This window comes from Pontibacillus yanchengensis Y32 (assembly GCF_000770635.1).
Lineage (GTDB): Bacteria > Bacillota > Bacilli > Bacillales > BH030062 > Pontibacillus > Pontibacillus yanchengensis.
In genome coordinates, this window is record NZ_AVBF01000010.1 from 1 (window position 1) to 20,441 (window position 20,441).

The following is a 20,441-nucleotide window of genomic DNA, read 5'->3' on the forward strand; positions in this document are numbered from 1 at the left end:
TTTCTCTAATCCATAATATCTCGATTCCAAGTCTTCAAGATAATGGGGCGATTATAGAATATATCTTCTGATATCTAATACCAATACAACTGAACTCATTTAGACAAAAAAAAGAAGAGGAGAAACCTCTTCTTTTACAGTACGCTTGCATGTCCTTCGTAGATATCTCCACGGGACGAATCGATTGTGATTTCGTCGCCATCTTTTACAAGGTTAGTAGCGTCTTTCACACCTACGATAACTGGAATACCAAGGCTAAGACCTACAACAGCAGCATGAGATGTTAGGCCGCCTTCTTCGGTTACGATGCCTCCTGCTTTTTCAATGGCAGGCATCATATCTTTATCCGTGCTTACGGTTACTAATATCTCACCATCTTGGATATTGTTGATTGCTTCATCTGCAGTTTTTGCAACTGTTGCATTACCGTAAGCGGACTTTTTACCAATACCTTGTCCTTTAGCAAGAACGTCTCCAACTACATGAACCTTCATCATGTTCGTTGTACCACTTTCACCTACAGGTACACCTGCAGTGATAATAACACGGTCGCCTCTGTTGAATTCACCTGTTTTCAGTCCACTGTCAATTGCAACAGATAACATATCGTCCGTTGTCTCAGACGGTTCACCCATAACAGCTTGAACACCCCAAACTAGGGTTAGCATGCGTTGTACCTTATCATTAAAGGTTACAGCAACTAGAGGTGCCTTAGGACGATATTTAGAAATCATACGTGCTGTATGACCACTTTCGGTAGGAGCTAGAATAGCCGTAACGTTTAAATTCATTGCAGTATGTGTTACAGATTGGCTAATTGCATCCGTAATAGTCATATCACTCGTACGGGAACGATTGCTTAAGATAACCTGATGATCTAGGGCTGATTCAGCACGAACCGCGATGTTAAACATTGTTGTTACAGCTTCAACAGGATACGTTCCGGCAGCAGTCTCACCACTTAACATAATAGCGTCAGTACCATCAAAAATAGCATTCGCTACGTCACTTGCCTCCGCACGAGTTGGTCGAGGATTGCGCTGCATAGAATCAAGCATTTGTGTAGCCGTGATAACTGGCTTACCAGCAGTGTTACACTGGCGAATTAATTCCTTTTGCACTAGTGGTACTTCTTCAGCTGGAATTTCAACACCAAGGTCACCACGAGCAACCATTAGTCCATCGCTGACTTCAATAATTTCGCGGATATTGTCTACACCTTCTTGGTTCTCGATCTTTGGAATAATTTGAATATGCGTTGCCTCATGGTTTTCTAGAAGTTCGCGAATTTCTAGAACATCAGATGCACGGCGTACAAAGGAAGCTGCAATAAAGTCAATTCCTTGCTCAATACCAAATACGATGTCATTGGCGTCTTTTTCAGTAATGCCAGGTAGACTTACGCTTACATTCGGAACATTAACACCTTTTTTATTTTTTAATGGGCCAGAGTTTAGTACTCGAGTTTTAATTTCATTTTTATCTTTAAGTATTTCAAGAACTTCTAGTTCAACTAATCCATCATCTAATAGAATCTTACCACCAATATGGACGTCATCTATCAATCCAGGATATGTTACAGAAAAACGCTCTGCATCTCCTTCGATTTCGTCCATTGTGACGTAAGCAATAGCGTCTTTTTCTAGATATACTTCTTCTTCTCTTAGAATTCCTGTTCGGATTTCAGGACCTTTCGTGTCTAACAAAATCCCTACCGTTTGACCCGTTTGGCGAGAAGCCTCGCGTATATTTTTAATGCGCTGACCATGCTCTTCATAATCACCGTGTGAGAAGTTCAAGCGTGCTACATTCATTCCATTTTCAATTAACTCTTTTAACGTTTCTACAGACTCAGATGCTGGTCCAATCGTACATACGATTTTCGTCTTTTTCATTTCTTATATCCTCCTCATCCATATATCACATTGAATCCTGAGATCGTTCCCAAAATCTCGATATGTCTTATATAGATAGTTCCTTTGATAACTGGTACATGCTTAGATCAAGTTCATGCTTGGTTTCTAATGCTTCAATAATATCATGATCAACAAGTTGATTATTTTGTATCCCCACCATACGGCCTGCTTTTCCTTCGAGTAATAAATCAACAGCTTGAGCACCTAGACGACTAGCTAGCACTCGATCGAATGCAGTTGGCGATCCGCCACGCTGAGTGTGACCTAGTACTGTTACACGTGTTTCTAATTCTGTAGCTTCCTGAATACGTTTCCCGTAGTCAAAACCAGAACCAACACCTTCAGCCACAATTATAATACTATGACGCTTTCCACGCTCATGTCCACGATTTAATCGGTCGACGATATCATCAAAGCTGTCGTCCACTTCAGGTATAATGATCGTTTCCGCACCATCAGCTAATCCAGCCCATAATGCGATATCTCCCGCATTACGACCCATAACTTCAATAACATAGGTACGTTCATGTGAAGTAGCTGTGTCACGTATTTTGTCAATAGCTTCAATTACTGTGTTTAGTGCCGTGTCAAATCCTATTGTAAAATCAGTTGCTGGTATATCGTTATCAATTGTACCAGGCACACCGATACAAGGATAACCTAGTTCTGTTAATTTCTTTGCACCCATAAAAGAGCCATCTCCGCCAATAACAACTAAGCCTTCAATACCATGGCTTTTCAATTGCTCAATAGCTTTTGCTCGCCCTTCCTCTGTCTTGAATTCCGGGCACCGCGCTGTATAAAGTGTAGTACCACCACGTTGAATGATGTCACCAACCGAGCCTAACTCCATTTTCTTGATATGTCCTTCTATCAATCCTTGATATCCATAATAAATACCATATACTTCTACATTGTGATAGATACATTTACGCGCAACTGCACGAATGGCAGCATTCATACCAGGCGCATCTCCACCACTGGTTAACACACCAATCTTTTTCATCCCTCATCACCTCATTGAACTATATCGTAGTCATTCTTCTACTTGTCTCCCCATTCAAAGATAATGCTAAACGCTTTATTTGACAACCATAATCCATCAATCAGCAAATGTTAGAACTTCATTAATCTTCAGAAAAAATAGTTGTAAACGTTTTATATTACAAAGCCTGGAAAAACGGAATCTCATTTGTAAAAAACACCATTGCTTCTATACATAAGAATTTAACCGTCATGTTATGTAAAACTAAAGAGGCGTGCAAGGTTGGATTGCACGCTTAGGTATTTCAAATACTATAAGTCTGTAGTGTAGGAACCTATCTTTTTATATTTTTCCCATCTTTCCTCAAGTAATTCATCTGGAGTTAATTCTTTTAAATAGTTAAGAGATTGTTCCAGAACGGGAGCAATATAAGTAGCTTGTGTTTTTATATCACGGTGGGCGCCACCTTTAATCTCGGGAATTATTTCATCTATGACTTCTAGTTTCTTAAGATCATAAGACGTAATCATCATCGTCTCTGCAGCTTTTTGAGCTTGGCCAGAATCCTTCCACAATAAGGCAGCAGCTCCTTCTGGGGAAATAACGGAATAGGTTGAGTTTTCGAGCATGTGGATTCGGTCTCCAACTCCAAGACCAAGAGCTCCTCCACTTCCCCCTTCACCTATAACGAAACATATAACGGGTACTTTAAGACCTGCCATTTCCATTAAGTTACGAGCGATGGCTTCACTTTGGCCTCTCTCTTCAGCAGCTTTACCTGGATAAGCTCCTTTTGTATCAATGAAACACACAATAGGACGGTTAAACTTCTCTGCTTGTTTCATATGTCGTAATGCCTTACGATATCCTTCTGGATGAGGCATACCGAAGTTGCGGCGGATATTTTCTTTTGTATCTTTCCCTCGTTGGTGACCAATTACTGTAACAGGCTGATCATTATATTTCGCTATCCCTGCAACGATAGCTTCATCATCCCCATATAATCGATCTCCATGAAATTCAAGGAAATTAGTAAACAATTCATTGATATAATCTAATGTAGTAGGACGTTCACTATGACGAGCCATTTGAACACGGTCCCACGGCCTCATGTTTCCATAAACGTCTTCTTCAACTTTAACGAGTCGAGCTTCTAATGTACGAATTTCATCTGTTAAATCCATATCACTTTCACTTGTAAACTCTTTTAGTTCAGCAATTTTTTCACGAAGCTCCATAACTGGTTTTTCAAATTCTAATACTTGTTTTTGTTTCATGATGGCTGACTCCCCTCTGCATGAAGGTCTAGAAGAGTTGATAACACATTTTTCATATCGTGTCGTTGAATAACTTGGTCAAGTTGTCCATGCTTTAGTAAAAATTCAGCAGTCTGGAAGTCTTCAGGCAATTCCTCACGAATGGTTTGTTCAATAATACGACGTCCCGCAAAACCTATTAATGCTCCTGGTTCTGCAAAATTATAATCTCCGATTGAGGCGAAACTAGCTGAAACCCCACCAGTTGTTGGATGAGTCATAACAGAAATCATTAATCCTCCAGCTTCATTGAATCGTTGAATAGCAACGGAGGTTTTAGACATCTGCATTAAACTCAATACGCCTTCCTGCATGCGGGCACCACCACTAGCAGTGAAGATAATAAATGGGATATGTAATTCTTTAGCCCGTTCAACAGCTCTGGCTATTTTTTCACCGACTGCAGAACCCATGCTTCCCATACGAAAACGAGAATCCATTACAGCAAAGGCTGTTTCCAAGCCTTCCATTTGTGCTTTGCCTGTCACGACAGCTTCATTTAATCCTGTCTTCTTACGATCCTTCTCTAATTTCTCAAGATACTCTGGAAAACCGAGAGGATTTTCAGATATTATCTCTTGATCCCATTCTTCGAAGGTACCTTCATCAAACAAGCTGTCAATTCTCTCATAAGCTGTCATTTGATGATGATATTCGCAATTTGGGCATACATTTAAATTTTTTTTCAATTCTTTACGATAGAAGATTTTATGACAATCTGGACATTTTTGCATTAAACCTTCAGGAATATCTTGTTTAGCTTCTTCCCTTGGAATCGATGCGTATTTTTTCTTCTTGCTAAAAAAGTCTTTAAGCAAGGGGATTCCTCCTTTAAAACAAATAGAGCCTGTCTATCCTACTTTAGCTAAAGTACTATGAAAGTGTTGTAGAACGATGTCTATTTTATTTCGACAATTTCTCCTGATAGAGTTGGTTGCTTAGTGTTTCTATTTGGATATTATCTTGGTCAGAGAGGGCTTGGACTAAACGTATATAAAGATTTATATCATAGGCTGGCTTATGGAATGTACGAGAGAACTCTTCCATAAGTCTCCATATTTTCATTAACAACTGGTTCTCTCCTACCTCGAAAATGATTGAGAAGAACTCGTAATGAAATGTCTCTGTTCCTGGTTCAAACTGGTCAATCTTAGATTGCAGTACTTGATAGTCGTAATCTGTTAAATGATTCTTTGCAATCTTTAACGCTTCTTTTTCTATTAATTGTTTGGTAGCTTTAAGATTCTCTTTCGTTTTAGCCTCTTGGAGTATGAATGCTGAAAGAATTTCGACCATATGATACGGCTGATAAGAACTAAGAAACGTTCCTTCTCCTCTTCGTGTTTCAATCAGACCAAGAAGCTCCATTGCACGCAAAGCTTCCCTCACAGAGGAGCGACCAGCGTTCAATCGTTCAGCTAGTTCTCGTTCTGAGGGAAGCTTATCTCCCGGAGATAATCCTTGTTCTTCAATAAAGCGACGGAGCTCTTTCAATACCTCTTCATACACTTTGGATTTAGATGGCATTGTCACGGATTAGGATCACTCCTTCCATCAAATCCTTATTTTAGGATTCGTCGATTAATGCAAGCTGTCTTGTTTTTTCAGCTACGTCTTCAGGATCGACATGGTGACGTGCAACACCGGAATCCATCGCTGCTTTTGCAACACTAGCTGCTACAGCAGGTGCTACTCGAGGGTCAAAAGGAGCTGGAATAACATAATCAGCATTTAATTCCTCTTCACTTACTAGAGATGCAATCGCCTCTGCAGCTGCTATTTTCATTTTTTCATTAATTCTTGTAGCGCGTACATCTAGTGCTCCACGGAATATACCAGGAAAGGCTAGTACGTTGTTTACCTGATTTGGGAAGTCAGAACGTCCCGTACCAATAACACTAGCTCCAGCTTCTTTAGCATCCTCTGGCATTATTTCAGGTTCTGGATTTGCCATAGCAAAAATGATAGGGTCATCATTCATATTTTGTACCATTTCTTTGGATAATAACCCTCCAACAGAAACACCTACAAATACGTCTGCCCCTTCCATCATGTCTTCTAGCTTACCTTCCTGACGGTCTTTGTTTGTCATTTTGGCGATTTCATCTTTAATGTCATTCATACCATAACTACGACCTTCAAAAATGGCACCTTTTGAATCACACATAATAATGTCACGAACTCCGAAATGATATAAAAGTTTAATAATTGCAATACCAGCAGCTCCAGCTCCGTTTGCTACCACTTTTATATCGGACCATTTTTTGCCGGAAAGCTTCAATGCATTCATTAAAGCTGCTACTGTTACAATAGCTGTGCCATGTTGGTCATCATGGAAGATAGGAATGCTAGTTTCTTTCTTTAAGCGTTCTTCTATAATAAAGCAATTTGGAGCAGCTATATCTTCAAGATTAACTCCGCCAAACGTAGGCTCCATCAATTTAACTGTTTGTACAATTTGTTCAATGTCATTGGTACTTAAACAGATTGGAAAAGCATCTACACCGGCAAAACTTTTGAATAAAGCAGCTTTACCTTCCATTACTGGTAAAGAGGCTTCTGCACCGATATTCCCTAAACCTAAAACGGCAGATCCATCACTAACTACCGCTACCATATTCCCCTTCATTGTGTAATCATATACAGATTCCTTCTGTTCATAGATTTCTTTACAAGGTTCAGCCACACCAGGTGAATAAGCTAAACTTAAATCTTTCTTATTTCTCACACGTACCTTAGAATGTGTAGCTAATTTACCTTTGTGAACACGATGCATATGTAGCGCCTCTTCGCGAATGTTTGACAAAGCAACCCGCTCCTTTTATGAATAAAGAGTATTTATATTTGTTGTAATTATTGGCGTTGAGTGGTCTGACCACTAATCTACTTCATTATAACAAATGGCTTTTGCTTGTAAAGTATAGAATATAACGCTCAGCATGTAAAAGAATTGCTCCAGCTGTCTATGGAAGTCCTCACTTCAGAACAACATTAGCATCACCTAACAGCTGTTTGAACTGTTCCAATGACTCTCGATTTGCTGACACCGAATAATCATGGGCTAATTTAAATGTCTCTTTTCGCAAAGCATAATAAAGGATAATTGGGACTTCTCCAGGATAACGTTTAGAGATAGCCTTAATAGAGCGCGTAATGCTATCTGCCTCTTCCCCTTCTATCTTCAAGAATAATCTTTGTTGTGTAGACTCTTGTAAGCTTTCTGAATCAAACGGGGTTATGTGTTCAATTATCCACTGTTGCTTCCCATTCCTATCCTCTACTCTCCCCTCTATAAAAACAAGCATTTCTTCTACCAGCCATCTCTTTACATCTCGAAATACATCAGGAAAAATAACGGCTTCCATTTCTGTATGTTCATCAATAATAGAGAGAAAGGCCATAGGGTCTCCTCTTTTAGTACGTATCGTTTTGATTTCCTCTACGACCACTGCCGCCTTAAGTCGCTTCTTTCTTGCAGACTTAACTACATCTTGTAAGGAAAGGTAACCTGTGCTCCTTAACAAGGATCGATAAGATTCTAGCGGATGAGAGGAAACATACATACCAAGCACTTCTTTTTCAAATGAAAGACGTTTTAGTATATCAAAGGGTTCAGACTCTACGTAGGTAGCGTCTAATTCTATTTCATCATCAAATAAGGATTCCTGGTCATTCATATCACTGAATAATTCTCCCTGTTCCATCGCATGTTGAATGGTAGCCAACAGAGAAGCCCGATTATTATAGGTTTCATCGAAGCAACCAGCTAATATTAGTGATTCAAGTACTTGACGATTAATGACCGTTAAGGAAACACGCCTACAAAAATCGAATAGATTTAAAAATGGCTTCTGCTTTCGTGCTTGGAGGATTTCTAATAACGCATTCCTGCCTACTCCTTTAATCATGCCAAGCCCCATACGGATTTGACCATTTTCTACAGTAAACTTTCCAAAGCTTTGATTAATAGAAGGAGCTTGGACCGAGAGCCCTAATTCTTTTGCTTCACGAAGGTAACTAAGTATTTTGTCTGACGAAACAGTGCTCATTAATTCTGCCATAAAACACGCAGGGTGATGAGCCTTTAAATAAGCTAATTGATAGGAGATTACGCTGTAAGCTACTGCATGGCTCCTATTGAACCCATAGTTTGAAAAGCGGACAATCCATTGATAGAGTTGGTCTCCAACTTCTTTTGAGTATCCATTTTCTATACATCCAGCTACAAAAGCTTTTTGTTGGTCAGCCATGATATCCTGTTGCTTTTTACTAACCGCTCTCCTTAGTAAATCTGCTTGTCCTAGCGTAAATCCAGCCATTTTGTTTGCGATTTGCATAATTTGTTCCTGATAGACTAATACACCATATGTTTTTTCTAGTATAGGTGCTAAGTCTGGATGAGGATAAGATATAGATTCTTTTCCATGTTTTCTACGAATATAAGTTGGAATATATTCCATTGGACCTGGCCTATAAAGTGCATTTACAGCCACAATATCTTCAAAGTGGGTAGGTCGTAATTGCATTAGTACATCCTTCATCCCTTTAGACTCAAGCTGAAAAACTCCAGTCGTCTTACCACTTCTTAGTAAAGCAAATGTTTTTTCATCATCCATTTCTTTATGGTTAAATGAAATGTCTTTCCCCTCGTTCTCATAAATAGTCTGTGTCATCTTTTCGATTAGCGTTAAATTACGCAAACCAAGGAAATCCATTTTTAATAAACCTATCGCTTCTAACTCATTCATAGCATATTGTGTTAGTGGGACACCATCATGTCCATCGGTTAATGCAACATGCTTCATCAATGGTTGTTTACTTATGATTACTCCTGCAGCATGTGTAGAAGCATGCCTTGGAAGTCCTTCAAGTCTAGCAGCAATCTTAAATAATCGTTTTAAGGTTTGGGATTGTTGAATATATGTTTGTAAATCCTTAGAATCTTGTACAATCTGCACAATGGATTGTGACGTAGTTTGAGGGATAAATTTCATTAAGTAACTAGCTTCTTGACTATCTACTCCCATCACCTTAATTAATTCACGTATAGTGGATCGTGCTCCAAATGTACCAAAAGTGATGATTTGTGCTACGTGATCAGCTCCGTACTTCTGCACGACGTACTGAATAACTTCGTCTCGCTTCACATCAGAAAAGTCAATATCAATATCGGGCATGGTGACACGTTCAGGGTTTAGAAACCGTTCAAATAATAAATCATACTGTATTGGATCTACGTCTGTAATACCTAATAAGTACGATACAAGTGACCCCGCAGCAGACCCACGCCCTGGTCCTGTTGAAATATTATGTTTGGTTGCATAGGAAATAAAATCCCAAACAATAAGAAAATAATCACTAAACCCCATGGATTCAATAACCTGTAGTTCATGAGTTAGCCTGGATTTAACCTGCTCATCTGGATGACTGTACCTACGTCTTAATCCTTTTTCACAGAGCTGTCTTAAATAATCCCCAGAACTTAATTCATGTGGGACAGGGTATTCAGGAAGCATCATATTATTCAGAGTCAATTCCAAATTACAGCGATCAGCAATCACCCTTGTGTTTTTGAGTAAATCATTAGACCACTCTCCGAAAAGAGCATACATCTCCTCCTTACTACGTAGGTGACGATACTTAATAGAATAATCTTCTATTTGTTGTGACCAATGTTTATTTGTTCGAATACTTTGCAAACAGTCATAGGCTAATACATCATCTTCTTTTATGTAGCGAACATCATTCACTGCTACCATAGGGGTTCCAATGGCAGACATGACTTGTTCCGTTGCCACTTGTAAGTGTCTCTCACCCTCGATACCATGGTCTTCCACACCTAAGTAAAAATCAGAAGGACCTATAATGTTCTTCCACTGATCTAACTCTTTGATTAATTCATCACGCTGGTTATGTAAAATAAGAGGTTGTAAATGAGAGTTATAGATAGGCAAGATACCAATACAACCTTGAGTGTACTGAGAAAGCTCTCTTCGCTCTACAGATTCCTTAGACATTTGCACATAACTACTCAGTTGCATGAGATTTTCATATCCCTGCTGGTCTTGAGCTAATAAAATAAGTTCATCCACCTGTTCTTCATCTATGTATACAGGCACAGAAAGGCCAATGATTGGTTTAATCCCGTGTTTCTTACAGGTTTGGTAGAACGAAATAGCTCCATACATAACACTTTCATCTGTAAGTGCAAGGGAGGTGTACCCATATTGCTTAGCCTGTTCGACAACCTTTTCTATGGTGTTGGTACTTTTCATAAAACTATATCCACTTCGAACCTGTAAGTGAACAAAATCCATATTGATTCTCCTGCCTCAAAGTTTAATTATTGTTTCATTATAGCGTATCCACATGGCAATAGGAAAACACGAATCCTCTTAATTCTACTAATATATACTGAAATCCATGACATACCTTGCTCTTCCCTTCCATAGACATACAATAAGGACTTATGTACAAACCTTAAGGAGAGGGTCCAACAAATGGAAGAACAACGTTTTTTTGAAACCATTTTTCAATATTATTTTATTGCTCTTGGGGTTATGATCGGAGGTACTTTAATTGGTAGTATTGGTGCATTTGCAGCCGGGGAAGCCCCATACACATATATAGCACGTCTAGCCAAGAGTCTACGAATTTGGGCTATTGTTGCAGCAATAGGAGGTACATTCGATGCGATTACAACATTTGAAAAAGGACTTTTTGAAGGGTCTACAATTGATATGTTTAAACAAATTCTTTGTATCATATCAGCCATGGGAGGCGTCCAAACTGCATTACTCATTATTGAGTGGCTTATACAGGAGGAAATCACATAATGCATATTCCTCCATATTATAAGAAAAGGAATTGGCAGAGGTTCTTAGCTGGGGTTTTTCTAGGAGGTATAATCGCATACGCAGTATTCCTTTTTATGTACGGCACTTATGTTGAAAGATGGATTAAAGAAAATATGCAACTAAGAGAGGACATAAATGATCTACAGGATCAATATTCCATGCTAAGGGAAGATAAGAATGAATTAGACGAAAAACAGAAAGAAAAAATCAGGATACATTCCGTAGAAATCATATTTCTAAATGAAAAAAAACTACTGAGTCAGCACACAATCGATCGTCTCACCATATATAAGCTAAGAGAACTAACGAAGGACCAACTTCCTGACCTAGTTGGAAAAAGCATCACAAGTTTATCAGAAAATGTCACCCTTCTATATACATCTATTGAAAACAAACGGTACAAAATTGATGATCTACTGTATGAACTTAAGGTAGAACGAGTTGTAATTTCACAAGAGCTAAAAATTGGAGTTAATATCATTCCCACAAAGAGCTAAATAATGAACAATATGTGAAGAATTCTGAAAACAATAGCTTTTTCTGTAGTTCTTTTATACAATAAAGATGAAGATAAGTATTATAAGAAAAGCGCAAGATCCTGAAACTTATTTTTCTTTACTTATTACGAAAGGGGTGAGGGTAAATGCTTATCATGAACCGTAGAAGATTAGTCGAGGATAAAATCCAAAGAATTGTTAGCGGGCAAACAGCATATGCTGAATCAAAAGAACTCATCCGCCTAGTCAAAAGAGAATTAGAACGTCAAAACCTACCAGTGTACATGGATGAAACAGATAGCGGCTGCTGGTTTATACCTAAACAAAAACAAGCTCAATAAGTACCAAAACATAGAAGCACGTCTGGGAGAAACCCAGACGTTTTTATTTCAGAATTAAGGATTTCGAGTGTGAGTAAAAACTACTCATGCTTTTTTTGATAGTCTTTACATACTTTTTCGAGGTCTGCAGTAACATTACTCATCTCATCCCAGGAATAGATGGTTGCTCCCGAAGCCATCGGGTGACCTCCCCCGTTATACTTTGCAGCTACTTCATTGATAACAGGACCTTTTGAGCGTAATCGAACTCTAATTTGTTCCTCTTCCTCAACAAATATAACCCATGCAATAATACCTTCAACATCTCCAAGAACACCTACTAGACTTGAAGTTTGTGAAGGAGCAATCCCATACTCATCTAGCAGATCTTTTGATAATTTCACGGTACTTAACCCTGATGGGGAGACCGAAAAATGTTGCAATATATATCCTTTTAATCGCGCGATGTCATGTGGTGTTTTATACATACTTTCATACAATTCAGGTCGATTGAAATCATAAGCGACTAAATCGGCTGCAATTTGTAAGGTACGTTTTGTGGAGCTAGGAAACAAAAAGCGTCCTGTATCTCCTACAATTCCCGCATACAATAATCGAGCAGACTCTTTCGTAAGAGTTAGCCCTTTATGTTTACCTGCCTCAAAAAGCTCATAAATCATCTCTGAAGCTGAACTCGCATTGGTATCTACCCATTGCACATCTCCATAAGTATCCACAATAGGATGATGATCAATTTTAATTAATTTCTTTCCTTTATTGTATCGCTGATCACTAATACGAGCCTGATTGGCTGTGTCACAAACAATGACTAATGATTGTTCAAACTGTTCATCACTTACGTCATCCATTTTTGATAAAAAAGTGAGTGACTCATCTTCCTCACCAACTTTAAATACTTGCTTCTCAGGATATGTATCACGTATTAGCTGCGCCAACCCACCTTGAGACCCTAATGCATCTGGATCTGGTCTCACATGGCGATGTACAATAATCGTTTGATACTCTTCAATCAATTCCACGATTTCTTGTTTGCTCATAACTAGTCTCCTTACCTATAATCCTTAATTTCCATTAAACCATATCATGAAAAAAACCGGTAGCATAATTTTGTGAATATCGATACAATGAGTAGAGTTAAAGTTATATACTTAGAAAGGTCGATGATGAATGGTAATCTTCCCAATCATAATTGTACTCTCAGCTACATTGTATTTATATTTCAAAGTGTCTATACTTCGCCAAAGTGACCCATTGTATCAAGAGTACACAAACTCCAAAGCACGCATTGCCTTAGGCAGCCTCCTAATAGCATTTGCAATAAACCAATATGCTTTCTACCAAACAAAAGTAGCTCTATATATTTGCTTGGTACTACTTATACTTGGCATCATGCAGTTAGTTCATGGTGTGAAAACGACTAAATTCTATGGAAAACAAATCATTGAACGAGCGGATTCAAGTGCGTGATCGGCATTATTTCTACTTCAAATGGAATCTGAACCGTACTAAAAACGTATTCTTATCCTTATAGAACCACCAAAGAGCTTGGACGAATCCAAGCTCTTTTTAATTTATGTCTATAGTTGAGAATGAAACATAATCTTTTCTATCCAGATTACGTTCGTTTATTTATCAATGAGCTGAGCCATGAGCAGTGCTTTCCCTACTAAAGCTCCATCGTTAAACACCTCTACATCTACTTTGGCAAACTTCCGTCCCACTTCTAAGATTCGAGGTTTTATGACTAACATGCTCTCAAGTTGAACTGGTTTAATAAAATACACAGACAAATTCTCTACGACAAGATCTCCTTTTTTATAGTGGTGAAGCAAACGACTACTTGCCCCTATAACAAGAGATGTAAAAACACCATAGGATAACGTTCCAAGCTGGTTCGTCATCTGAGGTGTAACTTCCGTCTGATAAACGGTCTCCTCTGTATCGTCCACCGATTCTACAAGTTGGCTAGTTGCTAAATCATCAATGGTTTCACCTACTTGTGGTTGTCTTTGAATGTGTTGGAGAGCTTTTAATACGTCTTGACGAGAGATAATGCCTTGAATTTTATGGGATTGGTTTACGACAGGCATTACCTCAATCCCTTCCCAAACCATAATATGCGCAGCATTAGCTAACGAAGTTTTCGTTTGAACGGTCATTGGATTTCGCGTCATGACTTTCTCAACCGAAACATTTCGCTCTTTCCCGATAATATCTTTCGACGTTACCATTCCAACAACCCTCATTTGGAAATCCACAACAGGGTAGCGATTATGCATCGTTTCTTCATTCAGTTCGTGCCATTTTTCAACCTTATCATCAATGTATAAGAAATAGGACCGATCAAGTGGCGTGTATATGTCATCTACTAGTACAATCTCTTTTTTAATCATTTGATCATAGATGGCTCGGTTGATCATCGTGGCTACCGTAAATGAATCATAGCTTGAAGATATGATTGGCAGCTCCTTTTCATCTGCGAGACGCTTAACATGCTCATCTGTATCAAAACCACCAGTGATTAGTACAGCTGCGCCTTCTTGTAATGCTAACTCGTGAGCATTCGTTCGATTCCCAACAATCAGTAAAGAACCCGCCTCTGTGTAACGCATCATGGCATCAAGTTTCATCGCTCCAATGACAAATTTATTTAACGTTTTGTAGAGACCAGTTCTTCCCCCTAACACTTGACCTTCCACAATATTAACAATCTCTGCGAAAGTTAGTCTTTCAATGTTATCTTTTTGTTTTCGTTCGATTCGAATGGTACCTACCCGTTCAATCGTACTTACAAGACCTTGGTTCTCTGCTTCTTTAATCGCACGATATGCTGTTCCTTCACTAACCGATAACGCTTTCGCAATACCTCGAACCGAGATTTTACTACCTACCGTTAAGGAATCTATATGATTAAGTATTTGTTCATGCTTCGTAGCCACTTCATTCACCAATCTTTCTATTCTGAACTGTACTAGTCATTTGTTAATCTATTGTTATTATACAGATGAATGAAAGAAGCTTCAATTTTTTCCATAGGATTGTTGCCTTTTCTTTTCATGAGACGGTGACGAAACGTCCATTTTATTAGGGATTCTTAATATTACAGCCAAGTTTGCACCTGCAACTAGTAAAAAGAAAAAAAGCCATGTTAACCAAAAATAAGAACCTATTGGACTTCCCTGTACTCGTAAATATGGCCACGCAACATATAACAAGAAACAAGCTAGCATTAAACGTAGAATGGCATTTTGTCTCATACCAAACTCCTCCTTTATTATTCGCTCCTTGTCCTAATGTATGATTCCTAATATGTGTTCATTCGTTCTAAAGTTCTTCCCAACATACAAAAAGCTGGCACCTCATGTGAGATGCCAGCTTAATAGTATTTATAATTCGGTTGATTCTCCCACTTCCATGACTTTCCCCATTCCACTTGATAAAGAATTGGCAAATGCCTGACCATCTTGCTCAATTAATGGGAACGTATTATAGTGAATCGGAACCACTTGTTTTGCCTGCAACCATTCTGCCGCAACAGAAGCATCTTCTGGTCCCATAGTAAAGTTATCGCCAATTGGTAGGAAAGCAAGATCAATGTCATTGCGCTCTCCAATTAATTTCATATCTGAAAATAACCCTGTGTCGCCTGCATGGAATAATGTTTTTCCTTCATACGTAAATAAAATTCCAGTAGGCATGCCCGTGTAAACAATTTGCTGATTTTCTTCTTCTGTATAAGCTGAACCATGAAATGCTTGAGTTAGCTTCACTTTACCAAAATCAAATTCATGTGCTCCACCGATATGCATTGGATGAGTATTTAACCCTTTAAATCCTAAATAAGTAGCTAGCTCAAATGGAGCTACAACGAAGGAGTCATTTCGCTTCGCTATGTCCACTGTATCACCAACGTGGTCGTTGTGACCGTGGGTGAGTAGGATTACATCAGCTTTCACAGTGCTCGCATCCAAATCACAATTCCCATTTCCCGTAATGAATGGGTCAATGAGAATAGTATTCTCATTTGTTTCAATCTTTACTACTGAATGTCCGTGATAAGATACCTTCATGAATAACCTCTCCTTTTATAAGTTTGCTATCTATTGAATTCATTCAATAGAACCTCCATTGTCCTTCTACCCGTTTAGTAGTTATTCCATGCTTCTTCATATTTTTGAATTAAATGAGGATCAATGAGTGTGTTGGGTTGAAGTGGGAGCGTTGAGCCATTTTTTTCAATCACTTCATCCTCATCCTTTCCAAAATACGTTAGACTCGGAATCATATCAGTTGTTAAAAATTCAGTCGGGACATTAATGTTAATAGATTCTACCTGAATCGGCCTTCTACTTGCCAGTACGAATCCCCAATTCCCAAAGCTAGGTATATCAACATGTATATTTTCAGTGTATAACCCTGTAGCAGCTATTGTATTTGAGATAGTCCAGTACACAGATGTTGCAAAAACAGGGCTTGTGGATTGCACCATCATGGCTCCCTCAGGATTTAAATGATTTCGAAGCAATGAATAAAATTCTTTTGTGTAAAGCTTATTTAAGCTTTCATTGTTTGGATCTGGAAGATCTGAAATTATAATGTCGTACCATTCATCATTATTTTCCATAAATTCAAACGCATCTTGATGAACAATGTTTACTTTCTCATTTTGTAATGATCCTTTATTTACTTGCAGAAGGTGAAAGTTATTATTTGCTAATTCAGTCATCCTGGGATCAAGCTCAACTAGCGTAATAGAATCTACTTCTTCATGTTTTAAAACTTCTCTTACAGCTATCCCGTCGCCTCCACCTAATATTAAAACTTTCTTACGCTTTTCTGCTTGTCCCATAGGTATGTGGATGAGCGGCTCGTGGTAACGATATTCATCAGAAGAACTAAATTGTAGTGCTCCATTTAAATAAAGCCTCGTATCTCCTTGCTCTTTCGTTAAGACAATTCTTTGATAAGCTGTATCCTCAAGATGAATAATCGGATCTTGATATAATTTCTTCTCAAAAGAAACGGCTTGCTCCTCCCCAAACAACACACCCCAAACTAAGCTTATCCCAATTAAAGCACCGATAGTCACTAACCTTTTGACATGTTTAATTTCATGTCGAAACAGCCAAACAATTACGAGGGCTACTGCTAAGTTGATGCAACCTACGACAAATGCACTCTGCACCATTCCCATTTGCGGTCGAAGCAGGAATACAAATAATAGGCCACCAATAAGTCCTCCTGCATAATCTGAGAACAAAACCCTAGCTGTACTTTTGTTCAACTCTACGCCAATTTCATTTGCTTTACGAATAAGGATCGGAAGTTCAATTCCTGTCAAAGCTCCAATAACAAATGTAATAAAATATAAATACAATGCATCTGTACCTGAAGATGTAAAGGCAGTGATAGCAAACATCGTTAAACTTGAAAAGCCACCAAGAAATGCAACAGCAAATTCTACCAGCACAAATGCTACAATTAAATTCTTTAGTACCCGTTCACTAAGGGAAGCTCCAACACCCATCCCTGTTAAAAATAACGAAATGGTTAGTGTATATTGCTTCACTCCATCTCCTAATATGTACGATCCTAATGCTCCAAATAAAACCTCAAAGATAATTCCACATATCGATACGATTCCTGAAGCCCAATAAATAAACTTACTTTTCCGTTCAGCTTCCTTGTTCATATTCCATCACTCCGCTGCTTCTTAGAATAACCCAACGTCATTCTATTCTACTCATATGTAAAGGAAATCCTGCTACATAAGCAGCAGGATTTAGTAAATGATGTGAGGTTCTCACAAAATAATTATATTCCTTTTTTAGTTAGGTGATGGATGCACCAATTACAAAAGCTAAGCCAATTGAAACACCCATAGTCACAACACCTACTGCTACATTATTTTTATGCAGCTGCGTTTCCACTGAAAACTTACGTGTTAATCCTTCGAATATGAGGTAAGCAATCATTTGTAAAATGACTCCAAATGCTCCCCAAATCAATGTATCCCAAACTTGAGTAGAATGATAAATAGCAAATGCTAAAATAATACAAATTCCAATGACCTTTCCTGTAATCGACAAGGCAATAGCCGTATTGCCATTTTTAATTTCATCCCAATCCTTATAATTCTGTGTAATTTTTTCAAAAATGAACAAACCAATTACTACGATTACAATTGCAACAATGAAATATAACAACGTTAATATGAATGGTTGTAGTACACCCATGTAAAACCCCTCCTTTTATTATTTCCCTGTACTTGGACCTCCACCGCGAGTACCGGAGGATCCTCTAATACCACCTGTACTGCCTGGACGATATTTACTACTGGAATATCCTCCATAACAATTTCCTGTTAAACACTCTCGTTTTCGTTTTTTATGCCAATCATCTACATCTAGAACTTCATCTAAAATCCACAACGCAAATAAACCATTAAAGAAATTGGGCGAATAGTTGTCTCTTACAAATCGATCAGAAGCAATTTCCATCAAGATAGCATCTTGATTCTGTTCACTTTGTTGTAGAGTTATAAAATAATTAGAGTAAATCAAAGCTTTTTTACCATCTACTAGGTCACTTTCCCTATCAGGTTTAAATCGTTCAGTAAGAATAGTAGATAGCTCTTCAATAGTGAATTGCTGGGTAGCATAAATTCGAGCTTCTTGATTATTTTGACCCCTGACAGTATCAATTAATGGGAACACGTTGGACACCAAGCCCTGTGGGTCTTGAAAACTCCCATCTTTAATTTCTTGCTGTAATGTTTCCTTGGTAGGTTCATCTGGAAATGTATATGTATTGGATTGCGTACCAGACATTCCACTACCAGCATCTCCAAAGAATTCATCTGATTCTGAAAGTAAACCACCTTGTGCACAACTGGATAGTACCAGTAAAGCAGATAAAAATAACGGTATGATGGCCATATTCTTTCTCAACTATAATCCCTCCCTTCTCTATTATATAGTGTACATTAAAGGATTGGCCTATCCTTAAAAGGTAGGCCAATCTAGGAGAGGGCTATTCTTTTCCTAATTTCTTTTTAAGGGAAGCTAATTCATCATCCACATCGTCTTTTTCTAACTCATCAAATTCATCATCTAGCGAACGATTCGATTCTGATAAGTCTTCACTTGTTTCTGCTTCCGCTTCATGTTGCATAACTTTTTCTTCCATCCGTTCAAAGCCTCGTTTTGATTCATCATTACTTATATTAGACATGGAACGGTTCATTTTTGTACGTGTCTTAGCTGACTCTGCACGCGCTTTTAAGGAATCTTTCTTTAGCTTCATTTCTTGGTATTCTTTTTTCATTTCTTCAAGCTTCGTACGCAAACTTTGAGAATCAGCTTGAGCACGATCGTAGGATTCTTTTAAGGAATCAGCCTGTTCTTGATGATTCTTCTTATCTTGAAGTGCTCGTTTTGCTAAGTCTTCATTCCCTGCTTCTACAGCTTTCTCTGCCTGCTCTTGACGCTTTTCGGCCAAGGCTTGAGCATCATCATATTTTCTTTTTAGCATTTTTTCATTTGCAATCTGCTTAGCTACAGCACTTTCGGCTTCACGGATATCTGTTTCCATATCCCTCATAAACTGATCTAGCATTTTCACTGGATCTTCTGCTTTATCAAGCATCGAATTTAATTCAGAATTGACTACTGTACCTACACGTTTAAAAAATTTAAACATTTACAATTCCTCCCTTTACATTGATCCCGCTATAATTTTAATTTCATATTCTTCAATTGGGTGACCATGACTAACTTCAGTTTCTGACCCCCAAGTTTCCACACTTAAGAACTGCTCTTCTTCTTCATCACAATAATCCGCATAGCGTGTTTTCCGACCATTCACATTTTCACTTCGGCCCTCACCTGTTACATTTGCCTCCCCTTTCTCATCTAGATAATAGGTTACCCCATCATGTTCCAATTTTTTCGGAAAAGGTTCTGATACTGGCAAGACAATGCTTTTATATACTCCTAGTTCTAACTCCTCATCCATTTCAACTGCTAGCCATATTGTATTTCGACCTTCTAGTAGCTGGTAAGAATACCACTTATACGAGCCATCTTGATACGTGATTTTTCCTACAACTTCATAATCAACGAGATCATACGAAACAATATCGCCTATTTGAATATTCAATGGAGTTCGTTCTTGAACTTCGGGTTGATTTCGGTTTTTCTGTTTGGAAAAAAGCTTAGAAAACAAACCCATTTCTTCACCTCTTTTTCATGGATGATTCCTTAGTCATTAGTGTAATACGACTTATTAATCAAAATGTTTCATTTTTTTTATTATTTCTTTCATCATATATGATTTTGTACTTAATAGTCCAATATCACTCTACATAAGTAATAAAAAATGCGCGAATATATGCTCAATTCTCTCTTTTGGTTCGAGTGGCTAGGAGGAGCAGGAAGGTTGCTAGTCGATGGCCATTTTAAAGTTATCCAGAACCTCACTCCGTTTATGATGTAAGACAAAAAAATGCGGACAAGCATGAATAGCTTG

Annotated in this window: 20 protein-coding genes; 4 read left to right on the forward strand and 16 right to left on the reverse strand. The window is 38.2% G+C overall.

What is annotated here, in order from left to right:
- Nucleotides 1-134: 134 nt before the first annotated feature.
- The 7 genes from pyk to dnaE form a co-directional block, all read right to left on the reverse strand.
- Nucleotides 135-1,895, reverse strand: a complete 1,761-nt coding sequence (gene pyk / locus N782_RS05310; RefSeq protein ID WP_036817088.1) for a pyruvate kinase — start codon at nucleotides 1,893-1,895, stop codon at nucleotides 135-137.
- A 67-nt stretch (nucleotides 1,896-1,962) separates the two neighbouring features.
- Nucleotides 1,963-2,922: a 6-phosphofructokinase gene (gene pfkA / locus N782_RS05315; protein ID WP_036817090.1), complete on the reverse strand. Its 960-nt coding sequence runs from the start codon at nucleotides 2,920-2,922 to the stop codon at nucleotides 1,963-1,965.
- 290 nt (nucleotides 2,923-3,212) lie between these two features.
- Nucleotides 3,213-4,178, reverse strand: a complete 966-nt coding sequence (gene accA / locus N782_RS05320) for an acetyl-CoA carboxylase carboxyl transferase subunit alpha (RefSeq protein ID WP_036817091.1) — start codon at nucleotides 4,176-4,178, stop codon at nucleotides 3,213-3,215.
- Nucleotides 4,175-5,035, reverse strand: coding sequence for an acetyl-CoA carboxylase, carboxyltransferase subunit beta (gene accD / locus N782_RS05325; RefSeq protein WP_036817093.1), 861 nt, complete (start codon nucleotides 5,033-5,035; stop codon nucleotides 4,175-4,177). The genes accA and accD overlap by 4 nt, the downstream gene beginning before the upstream one ends.
- Nucleotides 5,036-5,120: 85 nt before the next feature.
- On the reverse strand, nucleotides 5,121-5,744 hold the full coding sequence (locus N782_RS05330; protein ID WP_152600718.1) for a FadR/GntR family transcriptional regulator: 624 nt from the start codon (nucleotides 5,742-5,744) through the stop codon (nucleotides 5,121-5,123).
- 40 nt (nucleotides 5,745-5,784) lie between these two features.
- Nucleotides 5,785-6,993: an NADP-dependent malic enzyme gene (gene ystJ, locus N782_RS05335; RefSeq protein WP_052111190.1), complete on the reverse strand. Its 1,209-nt coding sequence runs from the start codon at nucleotides 6,991-6,993 to the stop codon at nucleotides 5,785-5,787.
- Nucleotides 6,994-7,192: 199 nt separating this feature from the next.
- Nucleotides 7,193-10,534, reverse strand: coding sequence for a DNA polymerase III subunit alpha (gene dnaE / locus N782_RS05340; RefSeq protein ID WP_036817102.1), 3,342 nt, complete (start codon nucleotides 10,532-10,534; stop codon nucleotides 7,193-7,195).
- Between the two features lie 183 nt (nucleotides 10,535-10,717).
- Between dnaE and ytrH the strand changes: the two genes are divergently transcribed.
- The 3 genes from ytrH (at nucleotide 10,718) to N782_RS05355 (ending at nucleotide 11,912) form a co-directional block, all read left to right on the forward strand.
- Nucleotides 10,718-11,053, forward strand: coding sequence for a sporulation membrane protein YtrH (ytrH, locus tag N782_RS05345; RefSeq protein WP_036817103.1), 336 nt, complete (start codon nucleotides 10,718-10,720; stop codon nucleotides 11,051-11,053).
- The gene (gene ytrI, locus N782_RS05350) at nucleotides 11,053-11,571 is read left to right on the forward strand and encodes a sporulation membrane protein YtrI (RefSeq protein ID WP_036817105.1); all 519 of its coding nucleotides are present in this window, start codon (nucleotides 11,053-11,055) and stop codon (nucleotides 11,569-11,571) included. The genes ytrH and ytrI overlap by 1 nt, the downstream gene beginning before the upstream one ends.
- A 155-nt stretch (nucleotides 11,572-11,726) precedes the next feature.
- Complete coding sequence (locus tag N782_RS05355) at nucleotides 11,727-11,912, forward strand: YtzJ family protein (RefSeq protein ID WP_237582574.1); 186 nt, start codon at nucleotides 11,727-11,729, stop codon at nucleotides 11,910-11,912.
- An 80-nt stretch (nucleotides 11,913-11,992) separates the two neighbouring features.
- On the opposite strand, the gene N782_RS05360 is transcribed toward N782_RS05355, so the two are convergent.
- Entirely contained in the window at nucleotides 11,993-12,949 is a 957-nt protein-coding gene (locus N782_RS05360) for a DHH family phosphoesterase (RefSeq protein WP_036817109.1), read from the reverse strand.
- A 130-nt stretch (nucleotides 12,950-13,079) separates the two neighbouring features.
- Between N782_RS05360 and N782_RS05365 the strand changes: the two genes are divergently transcribed.
- A complete protein-coding gene (locus N782_RS05365) occupies nucleotides 13,080-13,379 on the forward strand; it encodes a YtpI family protein (RefSeq protein WP_036817112.1) in 300 nt (99 codons plus the stop codon).
- 158 nt (nucleotides 13,380-13,537) lie between these two features.
- Here the strand turns inward: N782_RS05365 and N782_RS05370 are convergent, their stop codons facing one another.
- The 8 genes from N782_RS05370 to N782_RS05405 all read right to left on the reverse strand — a co-directional run bounded on the left by N782_RS05370 (nucleotide 13,538) and on the right by N782_RS05405 (nucleotide 20,144).
- Nucleotides 13,538-14,851 (reverse strand): CBS domain-containing protein, encoded by a 1,314-nt coding sequence (locus N782_RS05370; protein WP_036817114.1) that lies wholly within the window; start codon nucleotides 14,849-14,851, stop codon nucleotides 13,538-13,540.
- An 81-nt stretch (nucleotides 14,852-14,932) separates the two neighbouring features.
- Nucleotides 14,933-15,169 carry a hypothetical protein gene (locus tag N782_RS21760; RefSeq protein ID WP_036817115.1) on the reverse strand — a complete coding sequence of 79 codons (237 nt, stop codon included), beginning with the start codon at nucleotides 15,167-15,169 and terminating at the stop codon, nucleotides 14,933-14,935.
- 129 nt (nucleotides 15,170-15,298) lie between these two features.
- Nucleotides 15,299-15,982: a metal-dependent hydrolase gene (locus N782_RS05380; RefSeq protein WP_036817117.1), complete on the reverse strand. Its 684-nt coding sequence runs from the start codon at nucleotides 15,980-15,982 to the stop codon at nucleotides 15,299-15,301.
- Nucleotides 15,983-16,056: 74 nt separating this feature from the next.
- Nucleotides 16,057-17,604: a polyamine aminopropyltransferase gene (locus N782_RS05385; protein ID WP_036817119.1), complete on the reverse strand. Its 1,548-nt coding sequence runs from the start codon at nucleotides 17,602-17,604 to the stop codon at nucleotides 16,057-16,059.
- Between the two features lie 139 nt (nucleotides 17,605-17,743).
- Complete coding sequence (locus tag N782_RS05390; RefSeq protein ID WP_036817120.1) at nucleotides 17,744-18,148, reverse strand: DUF350 domain-containing protein; 405 nt, start codon at nucleotides 18,146-18,148, stop codon at nucleotides 17,744-17,746.
- Between the two features lie 18 nt (nucleotides 18,149-18,166).
- A complete protein-coding gene (locus tag N782_RS05395; RefSeq protein ID WP_052111191.1) occupies nucleotides 18,167-18,862 on the reverse strand; it encodes a DUF4247 domain-containing protein in 696 nt (231 codons plus the stop codon).
- Between the two features lie 82 nt (nucleotides 18,863-18,944).
- Nucleotides 18,945-19,613: a PspA/IM30 family protein gene (locus N782_RS05400; RefSeq protein ID WP_036817124.1), complete on the reverse strand. Its 669-nt coding sequence runs from the start codon at nucleotides 19,611-19,613 to the stop codon at nucleotides 18,945-18,947.
- Nucleotides 19,614-19,628: 15 nt separating this feature from the next.
- On the reverse strand, nucleotides 19,629-20,144 hold the full coding sequence (locus N782_RS05405; RefSeq protein WP_036817128.1) for a DUF4178 domain-containing protein: 516 nt from the start codon (nucleotides 20,142-20,144) through the stop codon (nucleotides 19,629-19,631).
- Nucleotides 20,145-20,441 lie beyond the last annotated feature (297 nt).

Bases quoted from the DNA above. Each gene is read 5' to 3' on its own strand.
- N782_RS21760 (WP_036817115.1), bottom strand. From the start codon at position 15,169: ATGAGACAAAATGCCATTCTACGTTTAATGCTAGCTTGTTTCTTGTTA.
- pfkA (WP_036817090.1), bottom strand. From the start codon at position 2,922: ATGAAAAAGATTGGTGTGTTAACCAGTGGTGGAGATGCGCCTGGTATG.
- N782_RS05380 (WP_036817117.1), bottom strand. From the start codon at position 15,982: ATGAAGGTATCTTATCACGGACATTCAGTAGTAAAGATTGAAACAAAT.
- N782_RS05360 (WP_036817109.1), bottom strand. From the start codon at position 12,949: ATGAGCAAACAAGAAATCGTGGAATTGATTGAAGAGTATCAAACGATT.
- dnaE (WP_036817102.1), bottom strand. From the start codon at position 10,534: ATGGATTTTGTTCACTTACAGGTTCGAAGTGGATATAGTTTTATGAAA.
- ytrI (WP_036817105.1), top strand. From the start codon at position 11,053: ATGCATATTCCTCCATATTATAAGAAAAGGAATTGGCAGAGGTTCTTA.
- N782_RS05405 (WP_036817128.1), bottom strand. From the start codon at position 20,144: ATGGGTTTGTTTTCTAAGCTTTTTTCCAAACAGAAAAACCGAAATCAA.
- ystJ (WP_052111190.1), bottom strand. From the start codon at position 6,993: ATGCATCGTGTTCACAAAGGTAAATTAGCTACACATTCTAAGGTACGT.
- N782_RS05330 (WP_152600718.1), bottom strand. From the start codon at position 5,744: ATGCCATCTAAATCCAAAGTGTATGAAGAGGTATTGAAAGAGCTCCGT.
- ytrH (WP_036817103.1), top strand. From the start codon at position 10,718: ATGGAAGAACAACGTTTTTTTGAAACCATTTTTCAATATTATTTTATT.
- N782_RS05365 (WP_036817112.1), top strand. From the start codon at position 13,080: ATGGTAATCTTCCCAATCATAATTGTACTCTCAGCTACATTGTATTTA.
- N782_RS05400 (WP_036817124.1), bottom strand. From the start codon at position 19,613: ATGTTTAAATTTTTTAAACGTGTAGGTACAGTAGTCAATTCTGAATTA.
- N782_RS05385 (WP_036817119.1), bottom strand. From the start codon at position 17,604: ATGAACAAGGAAGCTGAACGGAAAAGTAAGTTTATTTATTGGGCTTCA.
- N782_RS05390 (WP_036817120.1), bottom strand. From the start codon at position 18,148: ATGGGTGTACTACAACCATTCATATTAACGTTGTTATATTTCATTGTT.
- N782_RS05355 (WP_237582574.1), top strand. From the start codon at position 11,727: ATGAACCGTAGAAGATTAGTCGAGGATAAAATCCAAAGAATTGTTAGC.
- accA (WP_036817091.1), bottom strand. From the start codon at position 4,178: ATGAAACAAAAACAAGTATTAGAATTTGAAAAACCAGTTATGGAGCTT.
- pyk (WP_036817088.1), bottom strand. From the start codon at position 1,895: ATGAAAAAGACGAAAATCGTATGTACGATTGGACCAGCATCTGAGTCT.